This is a genomic window from Streptosporangium amethystogenes subsp. fukuiense, assembly GCF_042665875.1.
In the GTDB taxonomy this organism is placed as follows: domain Bacteria; phylum Actinomycetota; class Actinomycetes; order Streptosporangiales; family Streptosporangiaceae; genus Streptosporangium; species Streptosporangium fukuiense.
This window is the reverse complement of the sequence record NZ_JBHTEE010000001.1, coordinates 4,623,635-4,643,821: the sequence shown is the minus strand read 5'-3', so window position 1 is coordinate 4,643,821 and position 20,187 is coordinate 4,623,635. Positions and strand designations below refer to the sequence as shown.

The window sequence follows — 20,187 nt, the reverse complement described above, 5'->3', positions numbered from 1 at the left end:
AGCAGGCCACGGGGAGGTCCGTGCTGTCCCGCGAAGGTGGTCGCGGGGGCTCCGGCCTGGGAGATCGGCTCTGTGATCAACTCTTGGTAAAGAAGTCGAGGGGAGTGTGAGCAGGCCAACACCCCTCTTGACCAAAACTATAAGGATTCTGTAGAAAACTCGGTAAACCTGGTTGGGGAGGAGCTCGAACATGCGACATCGACGGATCGGCGCCCTGGCCGCGGCGGTTCTGGTGCCGGTGATCATCGCGATCCCGGGGACCGCGACCGCCGAGGCGGTCGGGGCCTCCGCGTGCGAGGCGACGTACCGGGAGGTCAACTCCTGGTCCTACCGGGAGGACGGGGCCTGGGTGACCGACAACATGGTCGAGATATCGATCAAGAACACCGGCGCCTCGACCATCGACGAGTGGCGACTGAACTGGACGTGGCCGGGCAACCAGAAGGTCACCGTCTATCTGGCCGGCCGGATAGACCAGTCAGGGGCCGATGTCACCGTGCACAGCAACGGGTCATGGAATCCCGTGAAGCCGAACGCCGAGGTCCGGCAGACCTTCATCCAACGGGGAGCTTCCGCCGTCCCTGCCCCGGTCGTGACCTGCACCCCCGTCCAGTAGCACCTCGGGTACGGACGGACCTCGATGGGAAGAGAGCCGTCCGCCACCTCACCTTCCCCCGTGGAGACGGACGGCATCGTCCCCCAAGACGGGCCGGCGGGGTCAGGCGACCTTCGCGGCGGGAGCCTTCCAAGATCTTCAGCGCACTTCTATCCGCCTGCCGCGGGCAACGCGTACACGTTGCCGTTCGCGCTGCCGACGTACACGAGGCCACCTGTCACCACAGGTCTGGTTTCGATGGTGCCGCCGGTTTGGAAGCCCCATCGCACCGTGCCGGTGATGGCGTCGAGCGCGTGAAGCGTTCCCCCGTTGTGCCCGACGTGAACGGTCCCGCCTGCCGCCACGGGGCCGGAGGTGAGACCCCTGCCCAACGGGAAGCTCCATCGCGCCGCGCCGGTGGTGGCGTCGAGCGCGTACAGCCTGCTGTCGGCGCCGCCGGTGTACACGAGTCCCCGGGCCACCGCGACGGCCCACGTGAAGCCGGGCTTGTCGCCCTCGGCCTGGAAACTCCACCGCCGAGTGCCGGAGCCGGCGTCCAATGCGTAGGTTGTGCCGTTCTTGTCGCCGAGGTACACGGCCCCGCCGGCCACCACCGGACGGAAATGGACCGGACCGTCGACCCTTGAACTCCATCGGACTTTCCCGGAGGAGCCTTCCAGCGCGTGCACCTCGCCATCGGTGCTCGCGGCATAGACGACCGCGCCGGCTCGCACCAGATGAGTGTGGTCTTGTCCTCCGCCGGCCCGGAAACGCCACTTCTCTGCTCCCGAGGTGGCGTCCAGCGCGTACACCGTGCCATGGTCGCTGCCGACCTGGACGACTTCGCCGACCAGCACGGGATCGGGGTTGAGGACGTCGCCCACCGGCTGGAAGCTCCACAGCCTCCTGCCGGAGGCACCGTTCAGCGCGAGGACCTCGGCGTTCATCGAAAAGGGGGACTTCCTGGTCCAGACGTAGAGGCGGCCGCCCGCGACCACGAGGTCGCCGATCACATCGATCCTGCGGCTCCACCTCATGCGGCCGGTGGCGGCGTCCAGCGCGACCAGCCTGCCGGAGGTGTTCGCCGCGAACACGGTGCCATCCGCCACCACATGATCGAACAGCAGGGAACCGCCCGTCTGGAAGCGCCACCGCATCGCGCCGGTGGCGGCCTCCAGCGCGTACACCGTGCCATCGCCGCTGGTGGCGTAGACGACACCGTCGACCACCACCGGCTCGGCATGGACGACCGCGTCGGTCGGATAATTCCAGCCGCTCTCACGCGCGGGGCCGGGAGGGCGGACGCCTGGCCGATAACGTGCGAGCAGGTTGCCGTGCAGCGATGGGGAGATGAGCCGCACCGCCTGTCGGGAGAGCGAGCTCAGCCGGACGATGACGGGGCCCACGTTGATGATCGTCGCGCCGTAGAACCCGTTCGTCTCGGCCACGGTATAGGAGAGGAAGCCTGGGCTCTCCGTGGTGGGATCGAAGGCGTTGGCCTCTTTGATGGCGCCGACCTCGGCGGTGAAGAGCTTTCGCGCGCCGGCGTTCGACGAGGACACCCAATCGACGGAGAGCGAGACGACGGTGCCGTCGTCAGTGGGCGGTATCCAGTCGCATCTCCCCGGCTTCGGCGGTGCCGTTCCCGCAGGATCGTCCGCTCTGGGAACCGCGCGGTAGCCGTCAGCGAGGACGGACAGATCATGGCCGGTAAGCAAGGCGCAGGCATCCGGCCAGGCGCTCGCCGGGACACCGCCGAAGCGGGTGGGCTCGCGGGAAAGCCCGTAGCTCAGCTTGTACGCGGTGATCCGGCCGTCATCGGGGACATCGCTGTGCACGAAGGCCATGCCCCGGATCGACCCGACAAGGGACACACGATGGTAAGGCAGGTCGAGCGGCAATCCGCCGAGCCGTCCGGTGCCGGGGTCGACGGAGAACAGGTAGGCGGGCAACGGCCATCCGTTATCCGGGAGGGCCCCGCGGTGGCCGGCCGCCGCGGAGTACGAGCCGGCGAGCAAGGGCGGGCTCCAGCGGCTCGGGTTCGTGACCCCGGTAGCTTCCGGGCCGGTGGACAGCAGGCGGCCGTCCGCCCCATAGAAGAAATCATCGTTCCCCACCGAGGCGCGAACGTACCCCTGCGCATTGGCCGTAGCGCGAATCGGGGTGTTTTCGCCCGGCGGTGAGGAGAACGGTGACAGCAGGCGCGTCCAATCGTGCCGCAGTGTGCGCGGATCCATCGAGGTGAGCCGCAGCGTGTTTCCCGCGCAGGAGCTGAGCAGCGCCACCGATCGGGCGGTTGCCGCACCCCACAGGCGGCAGCCTCGCGGATACGTCACCCGCGCCGTGGTCGCCCCGGTCCGGAGATCAAGGGCCCGGATGTCGAGAGGTTCGGCCGACCGCTCCAACACCACGATGCCGCGCTCGGTCACCATGATTCGCGGGCCCCGGTACGCGCCGACGCCTTCCGTCCGGGGCTGATGAGCGGAGACGGCGATCGTGCGCCGCCACAGCGCGGCGCCGGTGGTCAGGTCATGGCCGTCCAAGGCGTGGTCGATGATGTCCGGTGTCCCTCTCGACACGACCAGCGTGTCCGCCGCGATCCACACGCCGGTGATGGGCGCGGTGAGAGCCGGGTCGGCGGGGACGGTACGCCGGAGCTCACCGGTGCGCGGATCGTGGATCCGCACGGTGCCCTGGCGCGTCGCCACGGCGACCGCGTGGTCGGACACGGCGTAGCGCGGAGTCTCGAAGGACGACTCGCCGGTGTCGGTGTCCGTAGGCACCGACCACGCCGCACGCCACTCGACAGGCACGAGCGGGAGGCGCGGAGCGGACGCAGCCGGGCAGGCCACCAGGACCACCGCGAGCAGGACCACTGCCGTGCGGCGACGCCCGCGCACGGTCAGCATCCCTTGGTCTTTTGGATCTTCCGCTCGATCACGCATGCCTGGCCACGAGGGATCGGCTGCCAGACACGGAGCGGGGAGAGGGTGTAGTAGGCGCGGTAGGCGTCGGCAGTGCCGGTCACCCGGAACGGGTTCTTGTCCGGCCCCTCGATCGTGATCTGCTCGGTTCGGTCCTCCGCGAGCACGGTGACCAGGAGATCGAACTCGTAGTACGCCGCCGTGCCCTTGATCGACATGGAGAGCGTGACCCGCTCGTCCCGTTTCAGGTCTATCTGCTTCTTCCTGAAGTACGAGGTGTCCGGGTCCTTGGCGGTGGCAAAGCGGGGAGCCGGCTCATCGAGATCGGCGGAGAGTTCGATGGTGTCGACCTCTCCGCCGGAGGTGTAGAGCAGCACCGCGCCGTCCGAGACCGGCTTGCGGTCGAGGACGCGCGGCTTGATGTCGACGATGCGCAGGCTGCTGCGGTTCCCGATGAGGACGACGGTGACGTCCGCCTTTTCGAGGGGGGCCCGGTGATGGCGCGCCATGACGGCGTCATGGCGCGAGCCGGACGCGCTGCTCAGCAGAACCGCTCGCTCTCCGGGATCGGTCACCGGCTCCCTCAGGGCGGTGTCCTGCGTGGAGTAGTCGACGGCCACGTGGCCGACCTTGATCGGAGGCTCCCCGCTGATCCGGTCGACCGCGTCGGGTCCGCGTGCGTTGAACCAGGCGGTGAACACGACACCGATCACCGCGATGATCACAGCGCTGAGGATTCCCGCCAGCCACGTCCGCGTGGCTTTCCATCGCCCGGACCCGGCCGGCTCAGCCTCCTCGGCCCGAGGGGCGGGAGCCGCATTGGCTCGGCCGGATTTGGCACGCCTGTTCTGGCGCGCTTTGACCATGGGACGTCCCCTATCAACAGCGAACGGCAGCTGGCTCCCCCTCGCTATAGCTATACACTCATGCGGCTGCGCGATGTTGAGCTATTTGGGAATCTCTCCTGCGAGAGGCATGGTTCTGGAGGGCCTCGCGACGGCTCAGGCTCGCAACGCCATTTGCCTTTATGTGCCGGACGACCTCGCCGGGATTGGTCTTGGCGTATTCATGCAAAGCCCGCCCGATCGCCTCGTGGGCGAAAAGGTCTTTGTTCGACAGGCGTCGGCTCGATGTACGCCTTCAGGCCAGAGAGACGAGTTCACTCTCAGCGCTCTTGAGTTCCTGCCGGGCAGGGTAGAGCAGGTTGGGATCGGCCGGGGAAACCGCCTTCTCGAAACAGGGCACGAACGGCTCCGAATATCCGCGGCCTTGTTGACGGAGTCAAGGACGACCTGTTCCCGCCGGACGGGCTCTCTTCCGATCGGCTGGTAACGGAGAAGGACGCGGTTCTGCCCTGGGTCTCGGCCCGGACCGGCCTCCCGGTCTGGAAGGAGGATTCCTCCGGGCCGAGATCGGGTCAGCGGTCGAAGTCTCCGGTCTTGATGCCGCGGACGAAGGTGGCCCACTCGGTGGGGGTGAGGAGTAGTTTGGGGCCGTCCGGGTCTTTGCTGTCGCGGACCGCGATGACTTCGGGCAGGTTGGCGGCCACCTCGACACACTGGCCGCCGTTTCCGCCGGAGCGTGATGATTTCCGCCAGATGGCAGCGCTCAGGTCCATTCGTGTTTCACTTCCTGGGTCTTCTTGAGGGGTGCGTGCTGACGTTCCCTGGCCGAGACCGGTTCAGTGGTCGAAGTCTCCGGTCTTGATGCCGTGGATGAAGGTGGCCCATCCGGTGGGGGTGAGGAGTAGTTTGGGGCCGTCCGGGTCTTTGCTGTCGCGGACCGCGATGACTTCGGGCAGGTTGGCGGCCACCTCGACACACTGGCCGCCGTTGTCCGAGGAACGTGATGATTTCCGCCAGATGGCAGCGCTCAGGTCCATTCCCGTTTCACTTCCTCGATTTTTTTGAGGGATATGTGCTCAGGATAAGCCCATAGCCGTATCGCCTCATAGCGCTTCCAAATGGAAGCCACAAGATCTTGGTTGTTCGTGATGTGTCCCTGAGCAGGTGAGTCTGAATGGACAACGTCCGGTTCCCCGTTCGGAAGCTCGGCGATCATGAAGGCTCCCGCCAGGCCCGCCACGCACTCCGAATCGACGACCTGGATGGAGATGGCGGACCGATGCGCGGCCTCCAGTAGATGACCAAATTGCTCTTGCATCAACTCGGGGTTACCGATCCGACGATGCAGCACACCCTCATCGATAAGAGCGAGGAGCGTGGGTGCATCTTCCTGATCAAGGATCCGTTGCCGCTGCATGCGGGCTTCGACACGCTGCTCCAGTTCTTCGGACGTGATTTGGGGCCCTCGGCTGAAGAGATACCTGGCGTATGCCTCCGTCTGGAGCAGGCCGGGCACCAGGAGGGGATCCCAGGAGCGGATGACGAGAGCTCTGGGTTCGATCTCTTCGGCCCAGTTCCAGAACCAGGCTGGTCCTCCGGGCTGGGCGATGATGTGCTCGCGTATCCCCGTGAAGGAGATGCCGTTGGCCTTCCCATAGAGCTGGTCCAGTCTCTCGGCGTCGGACTTGGACGGCGTCCGGCTGGCGCTCTCCAGGCGGCTGATCTGGGTCTGGGTGCAGCCGAGGCGTCTGGCCACGGCGGTCTGTGAAAGCTGAGCGGCCTCCCGTAGGCGACGCATCTCGGCACCGAACCGTACTCGGGGGGATCCAGGGTCGAGAGACGGCGCGTTTTCCATCACATTTCCTCTCGAATTAGGAAAAACGGACTTAATGTCCAGTCGGTGATATCGAACCCGGTCCGGGTAGACCAACGGCTGTCATCATCAGCTCTAGCCTGGACTGCCGATCCGCTAGCAGGCCAACTGCCGGTAAGACAGTCTAGGCACAGAAATTCTCTTCACGAAAGCACAAGAAAGAAAGTGGTTGATCACCTTCTTGGCCAGAGGAAGGTCGGACCGCACATGAATAAGACAGCACTCTCTCGCGCTCCGGTCGAGAACATCGGAAATCACTCGAAAAGGAGGTCCGTGACGGCAGACGGCCTTTTGGTTGGCCAAATCGCGGCTCTGGTCGGCGAGAACGTCCCTCCGCCGGGGCCACCGGCGGCCGGAACGTGCGGATCGTCTCGAAGTCGCCCTTTGCTGCGGATGGGCATGTGAAGGGTGTGGCGAAGGCGGGCCGGGTGAGTGAAGATTGATACGTCCCGGCGTCAACCCCTCCGGAGGTACTGAATGCGCGTCGCCCGGTTGCTGGCCGCTAGCTTGGCGCTGGCGATGCTGACCTCGGGATGCACTTCCGAGCCCTCCCTGGGAGAAGCGGCAGCGGAGCTACAAAAGGACACCCAACGCCTGGAAACCGACGACGTCTTCAAGAATCCACTCAAAAAGCTGCGCTTTCTTCAGCGTCCGGACAAGGATATTCCCTGTGCCAAGGACGGTTTTAGGCGTGTGCTGCGAGTAACGGCCGATTACCAACGTGGCAAGGAAGAATCGTTGGACTCCCATCTGGACGGAGCTCAGAGGCTTATGGAGAACACTCTTTCCCAGATCTTGGGCTACAGGATGGAATATGACATCAGCCAGGTGGATGCTCCGGAAGGACGGTTCATCTATGGCAGTAAGGAGATAGGGATCACCGTGAACGTGTATGTGGCACCAGAAGCGCCTACCTGGCGACTGCATGCGCAAACCGCTTGCCTGGCGCGCTGAGAGAGTCGGCCGCGTCAGTCCCGAGCTTGGACCTTCAGTAGGTTCTCGGCCAGGTCGCTGGTCTGGACTCGCGAGGAGCTTTCAATCTTTTCGTCGAGCTTATCGTTGCCGTCCATCCAGTCCTCATAAGCAGCCAGCTTCTGCTGGAGCACCTGCTCCCATCTCTTGTTGCCGATGGCTTCACGCTTGGCCTCGGCCACGAACTCGTCGTACGTCTTGAGGGTACTGGTGGTCGCATTAATAAGCTCTTTAGGAGGCTCGCTTGCTGGGTAGCCGCCGCTGTGGAGAAGGGATGCCATGTCGTACTTCAGTCGCTTGGCGAGATCGGACCGCTCCTTTTTGGCTGCGTCGACCTGTGTCTCGAAGCTGTCGGCCCATGCGTCCGACGCGGAGCTGACGATGTACGCCTGAGTGATCCCCCATCCGAGTTCGGCGACCGGACCCGCGATGGGAATCTCACCTAGAAGAAAGCCGGCGGTGTTCTTGGTGAAATCACGGGCCAAGTCGGCGACGGCGTCTTCTTCACCGAGCACGTCTACCGTCGTCCTGAATGCGATGCTGCCGAAGTCGCCAAACATCATCGAGATATCACGGAAGTGATTGTTATCACTCTGTGCGTCCAGACGGGCGGCGGCCAGCAAGGTGTCATGGCGAAACCGTGCCACCGTCGACTTGAACGCGTCGGCGACCTTGTCCTCGCCGACGAAGGTCTTCATGAATTGAGAGGTATCGACGGGATTGAGATAGAACGCGGGGGTCACCCCGGGGAAGGCTTCCCAATGCTTGGGGATCTGCATGCTGGAGGCGCGGTCGGCAGCCTTGTCGAAACGTCCGCCCGAGACCAGCTCGTGGACATACGAATTCGCGATCACGCCCATAGAGTCCTTGGCGACCGCTGGCAGGGCAGTGCCGAAGGAGCCTGCAACCTTTATTACGTCCAGGGCGAAGGCGGCGGCCTCCGGACTGTGCTGCCCGGGTTTCTCGGTCGTGGCCTCGCTGCCCGCCTCCGCGACCCGGCCGAAGGCGTCGGCCACCTGATCCCCGGTGCCCACCTCCTTGGCGTAGTCGAGGAACAGCTTCATCTTGTCGGTTCGGTTCAGCGTGACCTCGGCCCCGCCCATCCTGGCGAACACGTCCCGTACCGCCGTGCCGTCCCCGGCGAGCACCTCCAATCCCATGGCGACCAGGTCGGAAGGCAGGCCGTACGCCTTCGTCTCGGCAGGCCCGCCGGCACGCCAGTCCTGCCGGGGCTTCTTCGCGAAGTCGTCCAGGACCAGCGCACGGGTCGCCGCGCTACGTACGGACGAGGGGGCATTGGCGCCTTTGAGCAGCGCGAGCCGGTTCCACGCGGCGGCCCTGTTATCGGCTGGTTTCACCAGGTCGGCTCTGACCTGGGCGAAGGCCGGGACGAGGGCGGGGGCGTTCAGGGCCGCGCCGAGAACCTTGCTGAAGGTGGCCAGGTCCTGCTTGGCGGTCTTGCTGCCGGTGTTCGCGATGAGATTGGGCAGGCTGTCCCGGACCTTTGGGGACAGCAGGGCGAAGAAGGCGGCGGCGGCCTGGGGGGTGTCGGCGAGTTCGGCGACCTCGTCGATGTGCTCGTGGATGAGCTTGGCCTGCGACTCGCCGTGGAAGTTCACCAGGATGTTCTCGCCGTACATCCTGGCCAGGCCCTGGGCGATGTCAAAGTCCTTCAGCTCGTCGGGGAGCCGGATGAGCCCCGGTCCGCCCGCCGCGATCGAGGCCGCGCCGCCAGTGCCCCCCGCCCCGCCCAGCTCCGGGGCGCCGTTGCCCAAAGTTTTGATCAGGTCGATCCGGCCGTGCAGCATGGAGACCTGCCTCCCGCCCCAGTCGGCGATGTCGACGATCTCCCGGAGTGCGGGGGTGCCGATCCCGTACCGGCCGAGCTTCTCCTCGAACTCCCTGCTGAACGCGGTCAGCCGGTCGGCGGCGCCGCGCAGGGAGGTGGCCAGCGCACCCATCTGTTCGGGGTCGATTCCGCAGAACTCGGCGGTCGGTGCCATGGAACGTTCCCCCTCATGGTCATGACGGTCACGTGCGTCCGGCCAGCTCCCGGCGCATGGCGTCCGCCTCCGCCTCGGTCACCAGCGGGGGAGAGCGGCGCAGCTCTTCCTCGACCGCGTCCACCACGTTCTGGGCGATCCGTCCGAGCCGTTGATGCCGGTCTTCCAGCTCGGTGGTCCAGGCGGTGGCCGTCGGCCCTGTCCATACCCGCCCCGACCGCATCGCCGAGGAGGCGTGCTGGTATGCCTGCCGCACCTCGTGAGCCCGGTATTCGGCTTCGACCAGCAATTGCCTCAGCCGTTCGCGCCGGGGATTGGGCACCATTCGCTCGGCCACGCCACCCCCGTCCTTTTCATGACCCCGTGATGAAGGAAAAAGTCGCATACCAGAGTAGGTATTGATCGTCTGAATCGGCAAGTCCGGTACCCGGCCGGTATCGCGCTTCCGCTGGTGGAGCCATGACCACCCGCGCGGGCGAAACCGATATTTCGGTCATTCCCTCTCACGCTGGAGCGACTACTCCCCCCAACACCGTCGGAGTAACGGATGACGCTGTTCGAAAAGCACATCGACGCGATAGAAATCGCCGTCAAGACCGCGTACTGGATGTGTTTCGCCGCCGGTTTCACGCTGCTCTTCGCCGGTCACGTGACCGTGCTCATGGCCATCGCGATCGGCACCATGTGGCTGTCCCGTGCCACCCTGCGTCATATCAAGAAGACGCGGACACGCTGGGACGACGCGACCGCCGAAGAACTGGAACTACGGCGTGAGCAGCAGCACGCGCATCGTGAACGAGAGCTGCGCCTCCAGATCCGGCGACTACAGCGGCCGGAGGGGCGTGGCGACGGCCCGTGAGTCCCGTCTCCCGCCTTTCGGGGAGCGCCTGTGGAATGTCCCCGGCATGTGAGATGACGAGGCCCGGATCCGACGCGAGCCTGAGGAGCCGAGTAAGGCGGCCGGGTTCCACCGAACCACCGGTGACAGCGCCGCGAGTGTCAGGCCCTGTTTCACGACATGCTCTCCAAGGCGTCGCGGGTGTCCATGAGGGCGAAGCCGAGCAGGTTCAGGCCCCGCCAGGTGGTGGCGGAGGCGGCGCGTTCGTCGTCGGCGGTCAGGCCGATGCCCCAGATCCGGTCGACGGGGCTGGCCTCGACCAGCACGCGGGCCCGGGTGCCGAGTAGGAAGTCCCTCAGCTCGGGGTGTTCGCCGAACTTGGCGATGTTGCCGCGTACCACGATCTCGTAGCGGTGCTCGTCCCACACGGCGCCGTCGAAATCGCGGACCTCGCGGCCGAGTCTCTTCGCCTCGCCGGGGTGTTCGGCGGCGAGGACCCGCGCCGCGGTCTCGTCGTCGCCGAACAGCCACGCCTTGTGCGCCATCATGTAGTGCTCGGCGGACCGGAAGAGGTGCCCCTCCGTGGTGAAGGCGACCTCCCACCACTGGCTGAGGCATCCGGCGCCGACCCCGCCGTCACGTGGCGGCCGGTGGCCCCAGAAGAACAGGTAACGCAGCCGCTCGCCGTCCTGCTCGGCGGTGACGGCTTCGGCGACCGAGCGGGGAAGTCTGCTGAGATCGGACACCGGTACACCGTGTCATGGTCGGCCACCGTCCTGCCAGCGGATAATCGTTCTGGCCGGACGGCGAGATGACACTGATTACTTCTCAGAAAAAAGACGTCTCAGGAGGCGGGTGGTGGTGCGCTTCCGTTGTGGAACGGGTTCTCGGGCAGACGCTCTGGCGTGACGAGCAACCGGATCACGCCGGCCTTCACCTGCCACGCGTGCCAGACGATCCAGCCGCGTCCGACCCGGTCCGCGGGTAGCGGTTCGAAGGACAGGCCGCCCGTCTCCTCATCCGTCCGGATGAGGCTGAACACCGCGGTCAGCTCGCGCTTGCGCGCCTCGGCCAGCATGTCGTGCACGGAGCGGCCGTCTCTCAGCCGGACCCCGGCGAACATCTCACCCGGGGCCAGGGCCGCGTCGAAATTCGCGTACTCCTCTCCCGGCCTCGCCTGGCGTCCCAGCCTGACATTCACCCCGCCGGCGAAACCGGCGGGGATCCGCATCACCATGACGCAGTGGCTGCTCCGTCCCGGATGGCATCCCCTGGGCGCCGTCTCCACCGAGAGGGCGACACCCCCGAATCGGGGGCCGGAGGGGTCTGGTGTGCCCCGCGGGTCGGGGTCGGGAGAGTCCTTGCCGGTGATGACCATCCCCAGGGTCTTTCCCACCGCGTCCGGCGAGACGGGCACCGGGCGCAGATCGACGTTCAGGCCGACCGCGTGGAACGCCTCGGTGTACCTGTCGTAGTCGGCGAACGGATCCTTGATGCGGGCGACGTACTGGTCACCTTCCCGGTGGATCTCCACCGCGGAGTTGGCGTAGGAGGTGGCCGCGCCACCCCCGTCCTCCAGCAGGCTCGGACCCACGACGATGCCCGCCGCGAGCACGACCGCGGCGGCCAGGACCGGCACGAGACGACGGGGCCGGCGCCGGAGGAGACCGGGTCGACCGGCACGTCCCGGCTCCCGGACCGTGATCGAGGCCAGCAGCGCCCGTGCCCCCGCACCGGACGCGTGGCCGTCCGGCTGTCCGGGTTCGATCCGGGACAGCGGCCTCAGCAGCTCACTGATCTCATCGGCGTTCCTCACAGCGACCTCCCCGCCGGAACCATCCGGCTTTCCGTGGTGGACCGGACACCGGCTTCGTCGAGCGCGCGGGAGAAACGCCTGCGGGCACGGTGCAGCCTGACGCGTACGGCGTTGCGTGACAGACCCAGCATCGTGGCGATCTCCTCGCGTCCCAGTCCCTCCCAGGCGACCAGCGAGAGGAGCTCACGGTCGTCGTCGGACAGGCTCCCGAACACCTGGGCGATCACGCTCAGCTCGACGCCGTTGTCGGGTGAACTCCCGTAGAGGTCGGCCATCTCGGTGTCGAGCTCGACGCTGCGCCGCCGACGCCGGTCCGCGCTCCGGCGGTGGCCGGCCAGCACCTTGCGCGCCACGCCGTACAGCCAGAGCCTGGCCTCCTGCCCCGGTGGCAGCTCGCTCACCCGGCGCCAGGCGATGGTGAAGGTCTCCGCCACGACGTCCGCCGCGTCCTGCGGCGAGTCACAGCGGCGCACGGCGTAGGCCGTGATCTGGTGGTATGTCTCCCGGTAGACGGCCTCGAATCTGGCCAGCCAGTCGTCATCCATGGGCGCTTCCCAAGGCAGGTCTCCTTCGTGGGTACGAAAAGTGGACACTCCCTACATGGCGCGGACGGTCCCATCATTTCGCGCGGATTCCAGAAATCTGATGAACGCGCTCGTCGGCGAGAACCGGCTGACGGTGGAGCAGTTCATTCCAGTCGTGCGGTGAGGTTTCGGAACCCACTGTTCAGATCGGTCACAGCTCGTGATCCTCCCGTCGTGGAGTACCGTCCGGTTGTGACCGATGATCCGCTGGAGTCGCTGCGCCGGCTCTGTCTCGCGCTCCCCGAGAGCATCGAACGAATCAGCCACGGCGGGCCGGCCTGGTTCGTCCGAGGCAAGAAGATGTTCGTGACGTACACCGACCGTAACCACGACGACCGGACCACCTGCTGGTGCGCCGCTCCGCCCGGTGTCCAGGAGGCGCTGCTGGCCGAGGACCCCCAGCGTTTCTTCCGGCCGCCGTACGTCGGTCATCGTGGCTGGCTGGGGGTCTATCTCGACGTTCCCCAGGACTGGACCGAGCTCGCCGAGATCGTCACCGACGCCTACCGAACCGTCGCGCCCAAGCACCTGGTCGCCCGCCTGGAGTGAGCGCGGCCTGGGCGATCACGCACGGGCGCTTCCCACGGCAGGTCTCCTTCGTGGGTACGAGAAGTGGGCACTCCCTACGTGGCGCGGGCGGTTCCGTCGTTTCGCGCGTCTGGCGGACGCACGGGCGCGGACGTCGACAGCGGACGTCGACAATGGGGCATGCCTTTCACGTTGAGCCATACCGCCGCGATCCTGCCGCTGCGGCGACGGTTGCCCCCCTCGGCGTTGGCGGTCGGTGCGATGGTGCCCGATCTGCCGTACTACCTGCCGTTGCCCTTCTCCTCGAACACCACCCACGGCTGGCCGGGTGGGTTGCTGGTGGCCCTGCCGGTCGGAGTCGCGGTGCTCGTGGTGTTCCAGTTGCTGCTCCGCGCGCCGTTGACGGCGCTGGCCCCGGAAGGGGTACGTGACCGGCTGCCCGATCGGGCGCCCCTCGGGAACGGGGTCGCGGTGTCGGCCGCGCTGCTGATCGGGATCGCCACGCACCTGGTGTGGGACGGGTTCACCCAGGTGGGCGGTTTCGCCGTGGTGCACTGGCCGGCGATGCGCGTCTCGGTCGTCGGGGCGCACCGGGTGTTCAACGTGGTGATGTACGTCAGCTCGCTGGGCGGGCTGGTGGTCCTGGCCGGTTGGTTCGCGCTGTGGTACCGGCGTGCCGCCGTCACGCCGGGGCGCCTGCCCGGGGTGCCGGGACGGGTGCGCGGGTGGGTGCTGGCCGCCGGGGTGGGCGCCGCGGTCCTCGGCGCGGCCGTGCTGGGGAGCGGCGACCGTGCCGCGGTGAGCCTGTACGACCTGGTGCGCTGTGTGATTCTGGGCGGGGTCGGTGGGTTCGGCGTGGTACTGGTCGGCTACACGGCCGGGTGGCACGCGTGGTCGGTGCTGCGCTCCCATCGGGGCATGCCGACATGAAGCGGGGTCAGATCCGAGGGACCAGGCGCGTCCATGAAGCGAGGTCAGGCCTGAGGGTCCAGGCGCGTCCTGACCGCTTCGAGCACCTGGCTCTTCGACGGGTTCACCATCGCCTTCCCGGCCACGGTCACGGTCGGTACCGTCTCGTTCCCGTCCGCGACCGAGCGGACGAACGCCGCCGCCTCGGGATCTCCCCAGATGTTGACCTCGCTGTAGCGCAGCCGGGTGAAACGCAGGCGGGTGCGCAGCCGCATGCAGTACCTGCAACCGGGCCGCCAGTAGACGACCACGCCCTGGTGGTCGGCGTCCTGGTACGACGTGGCCCGGCCTCGGTGAGGCAGGTTCGTGACGACCAGCACCACGAACACGATGATGAGGACGAAGGTTGTGGGGGACATGGGAGCAGTATCTCAAGTCCCCCCGATCTCACCTCCGGCAGACGGGTGGTGGTCAGCCGATGAGGAGGGGAGCCAGCAGCCGCAGCTGTTCCAGTTGCCGATCGAGTGTCCGGGCAAGGGGTTGCACGGCGACGTGGTCGGCGCCGGCCGGGTAGTGGGCGCGGACACGTTCGGCGACGGTCTCCGCGTCCCCCGTGGGCACGATCGCGTCGACGAGCGCGTCACTGCCGCCCTCCTCGAAGTCCGCGTCGGAGAAACCCAGGTCACGCAGGTTGTTCAGGTAGTTGGGCAGGGCCAGGTACAGGGCCATGTAGTGGCGCGCGGTGGCCCGGGCACGCTCGGAGTCGGTGTCGACCACCACTGCCTGCTCTGGAGCGAGGACGGGGTCGGGGCCGAGGATCCTTCGGGCCTTGGCGGTGTGTTCGGGGGTGACGAAGTAGGGATGAGCTCCCTGGGCACGGGTCGCGGCCAGCTCCAGCATCTTCGGGCGCAGCGCGGCCAGCAACCTCGGCGCCTCCTCCGTCAGTGGGAAGCCGAAGACGGTGGCGTCCATGGTGTCCAGGTAGGCGCGCATGGCGGACACCGGTCTGCTGTAGTCGTGCCCGCGACTCGTGACCAGCGGAGCATGGCTCACGCCCAGGCCCAGTACGAAGCGCTCCGGCCACGCGTCGATGAGGGTTCTGGCCCCGTTGGCGGCGGCGGTCGCGTCTCGTCCGTAGATGTTGGCGATGCCGGTGGCCAGGATCAGGCGCTCGGTGGCGCACAGCAGCACCGCGGCGTTGGCCAGGGCCTCCTTGCTGTTCGGGGTCTCGCCGAACCACAGCGTGGAGTAGCCGAGCCGTTCGATCGCGGTGGCCGCGCGCCGCGCCTCGGCCGCGGGTGCCGTCGAGATCGACCCCAGCCACACACCGGTGCCGCCGAGGCGCCGCTTGAGCGCGGGCAGATCCACAGGGGGCGGTGCCGTGCGTTCGGACATCTTCAAGTTCCTTCCCGGACTCCTGCCGAGATCGACAGAGGATCCTCAGGTTGACCGAACGCCACGGAGCCGAGGGCTCCGGGCTGCCGGGTTCGGTGGCCCGGTCTCCGTCACCAGGGTCCAGGGGGCTCTGTACCCGGTGGCGGATCAGGGAATCGGCCGCCGACCTGCGATGGTGGATGCTCGCGGGCGGCCGGGCCGGGTTACCTTGGGGGAGATGGAAGAGAACCGGGCCCGGCGGGTGGTCGACGCGTTGCGTGACCGTGGCATCAACGCTCAACTGGCAAGAGGCGGCTATCAGATGGGGGTCCGGGTCCTGTTGCCCGACGGCCGCGAGGCCGACTGGGACACCGACGGTACGGCGGGGCTCGAAGCGCTGGTGATGCGGAACGGGATGCTGGTCGGTTTCGTGCCGGTGATCGAGGGGTCCGAGGACTTCGACGAGCAGCAGGTGGTCGACGCCATCGCGCGGACCGACTACGACCAGCCCATCGCCAGGCAGCGCGCGGTGGCCCCGCCCCCGGCCGAGCCGCTGCCCCGGGTGGGCGGCGTCTTCCGCCGTTTCCTGGACGGCTTCCGCTACCGGTGACGGGGGCATGGTTTCCGGCTGTCCCCCGGCGAGCGGCACGACCCGCCCTGTCATCGCGACCGCGGACACGTCGGCGGGCGTCCGGAGCTCGTGGGTCCCCGGTGGCCCACGCCCATGATCGGAGCGAACCGATCGCGACGACTTTCGTTCAAGTATGAACATCTCTGATTTTTCGTGAATAGTCCGATTGTGCTTTTTCTTACTGCTGCCAGAATTTCTCGTTCTTTGGTTTTTTTGTTGCTTCGCGACGGGTATTTCGGCCACGGAAGTAGGTCGTCCTATGAATGGAGCAAATAATGGCCATAGACGCTATTGCCCGCAAATCGGACCACTGGTTCAAGCTGGTCGACGTCAACGGAGACGGCAGGATCCAGCACAGTGACCTGCAGGCTCTGGCGGACAGGACCCTCAAGCACTTCGGCTACGAGAAGGGATCCGCCAAGGGACGCCGCCTCACGGAGGCGTACGACCGGGCCTGGGTGTCCATGGCCGAGGCCATGGACGCCGACAGGGACGAGGAGATCTCCAAGGAGGAGTTCCGCTCCTACATGGAGAACAACGCCAAGAAGGAGAACGCCGAGAAGCTCCTTCGCCCGGTGACCGATGCCGAGTTCGCGGCGGCCGACGTCGACGACGACGGACTTCTGTCCCCATCCGAGTACGCGAAGTTGCTGCAGGCCTGGGGGCTGTCCAGCAGCGAGGCGGAGAAGGGGGCGGGCAATATCGACACCAACCGCGACGGCCAGATCAGCAGCGAGGAATACTTCAGGGCCTGCCGCGACTTCTTCGTCGGCGAGCTCACCTCCCGTACCGGCCAGGTCTTCGGTCAGGTGAAATAGCCGGGGTGACGAGGGTGGCGGTCGCGCGGTCGGCGACCGCCACCTTTTTCGCGCGGTCCTTTTCCGGCGACTGCCGGGTGCGGCGTCACCGGGTGACGGGCAGTGTCTCCACGCGGCGGATCAGCAGATCCGAGCGCCACGGCAGCTCGTCGTCCGAGACGGCGAGGCGCATCGGCGGGCCCTCCGACAGCGAGGAGATCGCGACCCCTATCAGCATGCGCACCAGGGGCGCCCCCATGCAGTGGTGCGTTCCGTACCCGAAGGACAGGTGCGGGTTGGCGCCGCGGTGGAAGTCGAGCTCGCCCGGGTCGGCGAACACCGACGGATCGCGGTTGCCCGAGGGAAGGGCGGGGAGCACCTGCTCTCCGGCGCGCACCAGCGTGCCGCCCACCTCCACGTCCTCGGTGGCGTAGCGGGCGAAGGTGACGTGCGAGGGGAACGGCGCGTAGCGGATGAGTTCGTCGACGGCCGCCGGGATGAGACCGGGATCCGCGCGCAGCTCCTCCAGCTTCCCGGGTGAGGTGAGCAGGAGATAGAAGGCGTTCGTCAGCTGTGTCGAGACGTTGTCGACCGCCAGCAGGATGTCGTTGACCAGTTCCTTGATCTCCGCTTCGGCGAGCCCCCCGTCCTCGGCGGGAGCGCCGTCGGGACCCTCCTCGTCCAGGGCGTGGGCGAGGACGCTGACGAGGTCGTCTCTTGGCTCCGCGCGCCGGGCGGCGATGAGCCGGTCGGTGTAGCGGGAGATCTCCTCGACCCTGGCCTCCACGACGTCGGCCGCCAGCGCGGTGCTCGCGAACCCCTCGAACCAGTTCAGGAAGATCGCGAGATCCTGCTTGGGAATCCCGATCAGCGGGCACAGCACCTCCACGACCAGCGGCTTGATGTAGTCGCCGACCAGGTCGTACGGGGGAGGCGTGTCCGCGAACCCGGCCATGAGCGTAACGGAACGCCGCTCGGCGATCGATCGGAGCAGGTGGATCCGCTCGGTGTTGAACCTGAGCCCGCCCGCCAGCACCCGCCGTAGCCGGGTCTGCTGCGGCGGGTCGGTGTTGAGGATGCTGTCCTGGAGCGGGAGGGCGGTGAGGCGCGCCTCGTCGCCGCCGGTGGGGGGCGTCCGGACGAAACGGCGGTCGCGCAGCACCGAACGCATGTCGTGGTAGCGGGTCACCAGCCAGGCGTCGTCACCGTAGGGCGGGCGGACCCTGGTCAGCCCCGGCCGCTCGCGGCACCGCGTGTATTCGGAGTCGACGTCGAGACGGATGGGCTTGCCGAAAGGGTAGTCGACGGGCTCGGGAATGATGTCCACGGTCTCTCCGGTGAATGACTCGGTTCGCTGGCTTGGGTTCAAGTCCGGAATCGGCCACCGCGCCGGACCTCGGCGTCGCCGTTGACACCCGTCAGCCTGAGTCGGTTATCCGTTTTGTGGGCAATGGTGCCGTCGGTTGGTTCACCATCCGCGGAGGCGGCCCGGCTTCCGTAGCGGGGTTACCCGTGGGGCGGGAAAGGCAAAACCAAGAAAGACGGATCCCCCCTTTGTCGATAAATGGTTTTATGGCGAAAGGGGGGGCGTGCCGGTACCGCCGTTCGTGTAAGTGTTGACCCGAGTGGGTGGGAAACCGATATTCGAGGTCGTCGACTGTGCCGACCCCCACTGCTACTGTTTCGCTCGGCCGGGGAATTGATTCGATCGGCAATTTAAGCTTATTGGTGCCGGTTCGGGAGGTTTCTCATTTCTGGTCTGAATGGTGAGGACTCCGAACTCCGGGTGGACGCGGGAAACGTCAGAACGGCTCCCTCGGAGATCGAGTCGACCTACAACGAGATCGCCGCACTGGTGGGCGAGACGGCGGGGCCCGACCGGCACTACGGCTTCTGGGCGGGGCCCGACGACGACACCACGATCTCCGAGGCCACGGAGCGGATGACCGACTTCGTGCTGGCCCGGCTGGACGTGGGGCCCGGCTCACAGGTGCTGGACGTGGGCTGCGGCAACGGCCGTCCGGCGGTGCGCCTGGCCCGGACATTCGGGGCACGGGTCGTCGCGATCGACATCGACCGGCAGGCGCTGCGCAACGGGGCCGAGCACGCCGCGGCGCACGGGATGGCGGAGATGGTGGACTTCCGGCGCGTCGACGCGCTGGACCTGCCGTTCGCCACCGCCTCGTTCGACGCGGTGCTGGCCTTCGAGGTCACCCCGCACTTCGACATCGCCGATCTCTACCGGGGCATCGCCAGGGTGCTGCGTCCGCGGGGGCGCCTGGTGGTCGAGACGCCCTACCCGCGGGTTCCGATGACGGAGGAGATCCGCGGGCGCATCGGCCCCTATCTGGCCATGCTGAACGCCGTGTCGCTCGACACGCCCGAGGACCACCTGTCGGCGGCGCGGGAGGCGGGGATGGCGATCACCGAACTCGTCGACATCACGGAGAACGTGCGCGGTTCCTTCCCCCGGCTCGTACGGGCGCTCCGGAGGCGGCTTGAGACCGGGGCCGGCGCCGAGCGACTGCTCGACACCTTCGCAGCCTGGGCGGACGCCACCGAGGTCGGTGGAGTGGTCATGACCTTCAACAGGATGGAGCACTGACATGGCGGACATGACAGTCATCGGAACCGGCGTGATCGGTTCCGCGGTGGTGCGGGCCTGCGCCGACTCCGGCCTTGAGGTCTCGGTCTGGAACCGCACGCCCGAGCGGTCGGAGAGGCTCGCGGGAAGGAACGTCCACGTCCACGAGAAGGCGGCCGCCGCGATCGAGGCATCCCCGATCGTGCTGTTCTGCCTGCTCAACTACGAGGTCACCCACCGGGTCCTGGACGAGGCCGCGGCCGATCTCTCCGGCAGGCTCGTCGTGCAGAACGCCAGCGGCGTCCCCGACGACGTCACCCCGCTGCGAGCGCGGGTCGAGGCCGCGGGAGGCAGATACCTGGAGGCGGCGATCCTCAACTATCCGGACGCCATCGGCACCGAGGACTGCTTCACCGTCTACGGCGGGGCGGCCGAGGACTTCAAGGAACTGGCGAATGTGACCGAGGCGCTCTCCGGCAAGCAGGTGCGTCTGGGCTCCGACCCCGGTTACGCGAAGGCCTACCACGTCGTGTCCAGCGCCTTCTACTACGCGTTCGTCAACGGCTTCCTGGAGTGCTCGGCCATCGCGGAGAGCCTGGGCGTCCCCCTCAACGACTTCGCCGAATCCGTGCCGCTCTACGACCCCGGTTTCCAGAACACGATCGGCGTCGGCCTCGGTCTCATCGCGCGCCGCGACTACACCTTCGAGCAGGCTCCGCTGACCTCGCACCTGGACGTCCTCAACAACCTGACCGGCATCGCGGAGCGGGCCGGGATCGACCAGTCCTACCTGGGCGTGATGCGCGAGCGCGTGCTGAAGGCGATGGAGCAGGGCTACCGGCGCGAGCACGTGGCGGTGCTCACCGAACAGTTCCGCAGCCGCCGAGCGGCCGTCCATAACCGCTGAGGGGAAA

At 67.1% G+C, this 20,187-nt stretch carries 23 protein-coding genes; 9 read left to right on the top strand and 14 right to left on the bottom strand.

The features are described 5' to 3' along the window. The first annotated feature begins 190 nt into the window (after positions 1-190). Positions 191-616 (top strand): cellulose binding domain-containing protein, encoded by a 426-nt coding sequence (locus tag ACFQVD_RS19705; protein ID WP_343976411.1) that lies wholly within the window; start codon positions 191-193, stop codon positions 614-616. 149 nt (positions 617-765) lie between these two features. Here ACFQVD_RS19705 and ACFQVD_RS19700 read toward each other — a convergent pair whose 3' ends face one another. The 6 genes from ACFQVD_RS19700 to ACFQVD_RS19675 all read right to left on the bottom strand — a co-directional run bounded on the left by ACFQVD_RS19700 (position 766) and on the right by ACFQVD_RS19675 (position 6,219). Further along, complete coding sequence (locus ACFQVD_RS19700; protein WP_386368595.1) at positions 766-3,495, bottom strand: outer membrane protein assembly factor BamB family protein; 2,730 nt, start codon at positions 3,493-3,495, stop codon at positions 766-768. A 2-nt stretch (positions 3,496-3,497) separates the two neighbouring features. Further along, on the bottom strand, positions 3,498-4,244 hold the full coding sequence (locus ACFQVD_RS19695; protein ID WP_343976405.1) for a hypothetical protein: 747 nt from the start codon (positions 4,242-4,244) through the stop codon (positions 3,498-3,500). Positions 4,245-4,443: 199 nt separating this feature from the next. Beyond that, positions 4,444-4,638 (bottom strand): DNA alkylation repair protein, encoded by a 195-nt coding sequence (locus tag ACFQVD_RS19690; RefSeq protein WP_386274353.1) that lies wholly within the window; start codon positions 4,636-4,638, stop codon positions 4,444-4,446. A gap of 298 nt (positions 4,639-4,936) precedes the next feature. Further along, a complete protein-coding gene (locus tag ACFQVD_RS19685) occupies positions 4,937-5,137 on the bottom strand; it encodes a DUF397 domain-containing protein (protein ID WP_343976399.1) in 201 nt (66 codons plus the stop codon). A gap of 63 nt (positions 5,138-5,200) precedes the next feature. Continuing rightward, positions 5,201-5,401, bottom strand: a complete 201-nt coding sequence (locus ACFQVD_RS19680) for a DUF397 domain-containing protein (RefSeq protein ID WP_343976396.1) — start codon at positions 5,399-5,401, stop codon at positions 5,201-5,203. Continuing rightward, positions 5,392-6,219 (bottom strand): helix-turn-helix domain-containing protein, encoded by an 828-nt coding sequence (locus ACFQVD_RS19675; protein WP_343976393.1) that lies wholly within the window; start codon positions 6,217-6,219, stop codon positions 5,392-5,394. Before ACFQVD_RS19675 ends, ACFQVD_RS19680 begins: the two co-directional genes overlap by 10 nt. Before the next feature lie 495 nt (positions 6,220-6,714). Here ACFQVD_RS19675 and ACFQVD_RS19670 point away from each other — a divergent pair, with 495 nt between their 5' ends. Next, positions 6,715-7,191: a hypothetical protein gene (locus ACFQVD_RS19670; protein WP_343976390.1), complete on the top strand. Its 477-nt coding sequence runs from the start codon at positions 6,715-6,717 to the stop codon at positions 7,189-7,191. 14 nt (positions 7,192-7,205) lie between these two features. Here ACFQVD_RS19670 and ACFQVD_RS19665 read toward each other — a convergent pair whose 3' ends face one another. Both ACFQVD_RS19665 and ACFQVD_RS19660 read right to left on the bottom strand, forming a co-directional pair. Continuing rightward, entirely contained in the window at positions 7,206-9,212 is a 2,007-nt protein-coding gene (locus ACFQVD_RS19665) for a hypothetical protein (protein ID WP_343976387.1), read from the bottom strand. Between the two features lie 28 nt (positions 9,213-9,240). Beyond that, positions 9,241-9,549, bottom strand: coding sequence for a hypothetical protein (locus ACFQVD_RS19660; RefSeq protein WP_343976384.1), 309 nt, complete (start codon positions 9,547-9,549; stop codon positions 9,241-9,243). 210 nt (positions 9,550-9,759) lie between these two features. On the opposite strand from ACFQVD_RS19660, the gene ACFQVD_RS19655 reads away from it, so the two are divergent. After that, positions 9,760-10,071 carry a hypothetical protein gene (locus ACFQVD_RS19655; protein WP_343976381.1) on the top strand — a complete coding sequence of 104 codons (312 nt, stop codon included), beginning with the start codon at positions 9,760-9,762 and terminating at the stop codon, positions 10,069-10,071. A 152-nt stretch (positions 10,072-10,223) separates the two neighbouring features. On the opposite strand, the gene ACFQVD_RS19650 is transcribed toward ACFQVD_RS19655, so the two are convergent. The 3 genes from ACFQVD_RS19650 to ACFQVD_RS19640 form a co-directional block, all read right to left on the bottom strand. Further along, a complete protein-coding gene (locus tag ACFQVD_RS19650; protein WP_343976378.1) occupies positions 10,224-10,796 on the bottom strand; it encodes an NADAR family protein in 573 nt (190 codons plus the stop codon). Between the two features lie 98 nt (positions 10,797-10,894). Continuing rightward, a complete protein-coding gene (locus ACFQVD_RS19645) occupies positions 10,895-11,866 on the bottom strand; it encodes a hypothetical protein (RefSeq protein WP_343976375.1) in 972 nt (323 codons plus the stop codon). Continuing rightward, positions 11,863-12,411 carry an RNA polymerase sigma factor gene (locus ACFQVD_RS19640; protein WP_343976372.1) on the bottom strand — a complete coding sequence of 183 codons (549 nt, stop codon included), beginning with the start codon at positions 12,409-12,411 and terminating at the stop codon, positions 11,863-11,865. The genes ACFQVD_RS19645 and ACFQVD_RS19640 overlap by 4 nt, the downstream gene beginning before the upstream one ends. Before the next feature lie 231 nt (positions 12,412-12,642). Between ACFQVD_RS19640 and ACFQVD_RS19635 the strand changes: the two genes are divergently transcribed. Continuing rightward, entirely contained in the window at positions 12,643-12,999 is a 357-nt protein-coding gene (locus ACFQVD_RS19635) for an MmcQ/YjbR family DNA-binding protein (RefSeq protein ID WP_343976369.1), read from the top strand. A gap of 159 nt (positions 13,000-13,158) precedes the next feature. Further along, positions 13,159-13,908, top strand: a complete 750-nt coding sequence (locus ACFQVD_RS19630) for a DUF4184 family protein (protein WP_343976366.1) — start codon at positions 13,159-13,161, stop codon at positions 13,906-13,908. Between the two features lie 44 nt (positions 13,909-13,952). Here ACFQVD_RS19630 and ACFQVD_RS19625 read toward each other — a convergent pair whose 3' ends face one another. Further along, complete coding sequence (locus ACFQVD_RS19625; protein WP_343976363.1) at positions 13,953-14,306, bottom strand: glutaredoxin domain-containing protein; 354 nt, start codon at positions 14,304-14,306, stop codon at positions 13,953-13,955. A gap of 52 nt (positions 14,307-14,358) precedes the next feature. Beyond that, on the bottom strand, positions 14,359-15,282 hold the full coding sequence (locus ACFQVD_RS19620; protein ID WP_343976360.1) for a TIGR03620 family F420-dependent LLM class oxidoreductase: 924 nt from the start codon (positions 15,280-15,282) through the stop codon (positions 14,359-14,361). A gap of 217 nt (positions 15,283-15,499) precedes the next feature. Between ACFQVD_RS19620 and ACFQVD_RS19615 the strand changes: the two genes are divergently transcribed. Next, a complete protein-coding gene (locus ACFQVD_RS19615) occupies positions 15,500-15,871 on the top strand; it encodes a hypothetical protein (RefSeq protein ID WP_343976357.1) in 372 nt (123 codons plus the stop codon). Positions 15,872-16,167: 296 nt separating this feature from the next. Then, on the top strand, positions 16,168-16,710 hold the full coding sequence (locus ACFQVD_RS19610; protein ID WP_343976354.1) for an EF-hand domain-containing protein: 543 nt from the start codon (positions 16,168-16,170) through the stop codon (positions 16,708-16,710). Between the two features lie 85 nt (positions 16,711-16,795). Here ACFQVD_RS19610 and ACFQVD_RS19605 read toward each other — a convergent pair whose 3' ends face one another. Next, positions 16,796-18,016: a cytochrome P450 gene (locus ACFQVD_RS19605; RefSeq protein WP_343976351.1), complete on the bottom strand. Its 1,221-nt coding sequence runs from the start codon at positions 18,014-18,016 to the stop codon at positions 16,796-16,798. Positions 18,017-18,475: 459 nt separating this feature from the next. Here ACFQVD_RS19605 and ACFQVD_RS19600 point away from each other — a divergent pair, with 459 nt between their 5' ends. Next, complete coding sequence (locus ACFQVD_RS19600; RefSeq protein ID WP_343976348.1) at positions 18,476-19,294, top strand: SAM-dependent methyltransferase; 819 nt, start codon at positions 18,476-18,478, stop codon at positions 19,292-19,294. Between the two features lie 10 nt (positions 19,295-19,304). Next, positions 19,305-20,180 carry an NAD(P)-dependent oxidoreductase gene (locus tag ACFQVD_RS19595; RefSeq protein ID WP_343976345.1) on the top strand — a complete coding sequence of 292 codons (876 nt, stop codon included), beginning with the start codon at positions 19,305-19,307 and terminating at the stop codon, positions 20,178-20,180. The last annotated feature ends 7 nt before the right edge of the window (positions 20,181-20,187 follow it).

Excerpts from the sequence above, each read along its gene's own strand:
- ACFQVD_RS19670 (WP_343976390.1), top strand. The coding sequence starts at position 6,715 with ATGCGCGTCGCCCGGTTGCTGGCCGCTAGCTTGGCGCTGGCGATGCTG.
- ACFQVD_RS19685 (WP_343976399.1), bottom strand. The coding sequence starts at position 5,137 with ATGGACCTGAGCGCTGCCATCTGGCGGAAATCATCACGCTCCGGCGGA.
- ACFQVD_RS19620 (WP_343976360.1), bottom strand. The coding sequence starts at position 15,282 with ATGTCCGAACGCACGGCACCGCCCCCTGTGGATCTGCCCGCGCTCAAG.
- ACFQVD_RS19640 (WP_343976372.1), bottom strand. The coding sequence starts at position 12,411 with ATGGATGACGACTGGCTGGCCAGATTCGAGGCCGTCTACCGGGAGACA.
- ACFQVD_RS19680 (WP_343976396.1), bottom strand. The coding sequence starts at position 5,401 with ATGGACCTGAGCGCTGCCATCTGGCGGAAATCATCACGTTCCTCGGAC.
- ACFQVD_RS19630 (WP_343976366.1), top strand. The coding sequence starts at position 13,159 with ATGCCTTTCACGTTGAGCCATACCGCCGCGATCCTGCCGCTGCGGCGA.
- ACFQVD_RS19595 (WP_343976345.1), top strand. The coding sequence starts at position 19,305 with ATGACAGTCATCGGAACCGGCGTGATCGGTTCCGCGGTGGTGCGGGCC.
- ACFQVD_RS19625 (WP_343976363.1), bottom strand. The coding sequence starts at position 14,306 with ATGTCCCCCACAACCTTCGTCCTCATCATCGTGTTCGTGGTGCTGGTC.
- ACFQVD_RS19610 (WP_343976354.1), top strand. The coding sequence starts at position 16,168 with ATGGCCATAGACGCTATTGCCCGCAAATCGGACCACTGGTTCAAGCTG.
- ACFQVD_RS19705 (WP_343976411.1), top strand. The coding sequence starts at position 191 with ATGCGACATCGACGGATCGGCGCCCTGGCCGCGGCGGTTCTGGTGCCG.
- ACFQVD_RS19665 (WP_343976387.1), bottom strand. The coding sequence starts at position 9,212 with ATGGCACCGACCGCCGAGTTCTGCGGAATCGACCCCGAACAGATGGGT.
- ACFQVD_RS19655 (WP_343976381.1), top strand. The coding sequence starts at position 9,760 with ATGACGCTGTTCGAAAAGCACATCGACGCGATAGAAATCGCCGTCAAG.
- ACFQVD_RS19615 (WP_343976357.1), top strand. The coding sequence starts at position 15,500 with ATGGAAGAGAACCGGGCCCGGCGGGTGGTCGACGCGTTGCGTGACCGT.
- ACFQVD_RS19675 (WP_343976393.1), bottom strand. The coding sequence starts at position 6,219 with ATGGAAAACGCGCCGTCTCTCGACCCTGGATCCCCCCGAGTACGGTTC.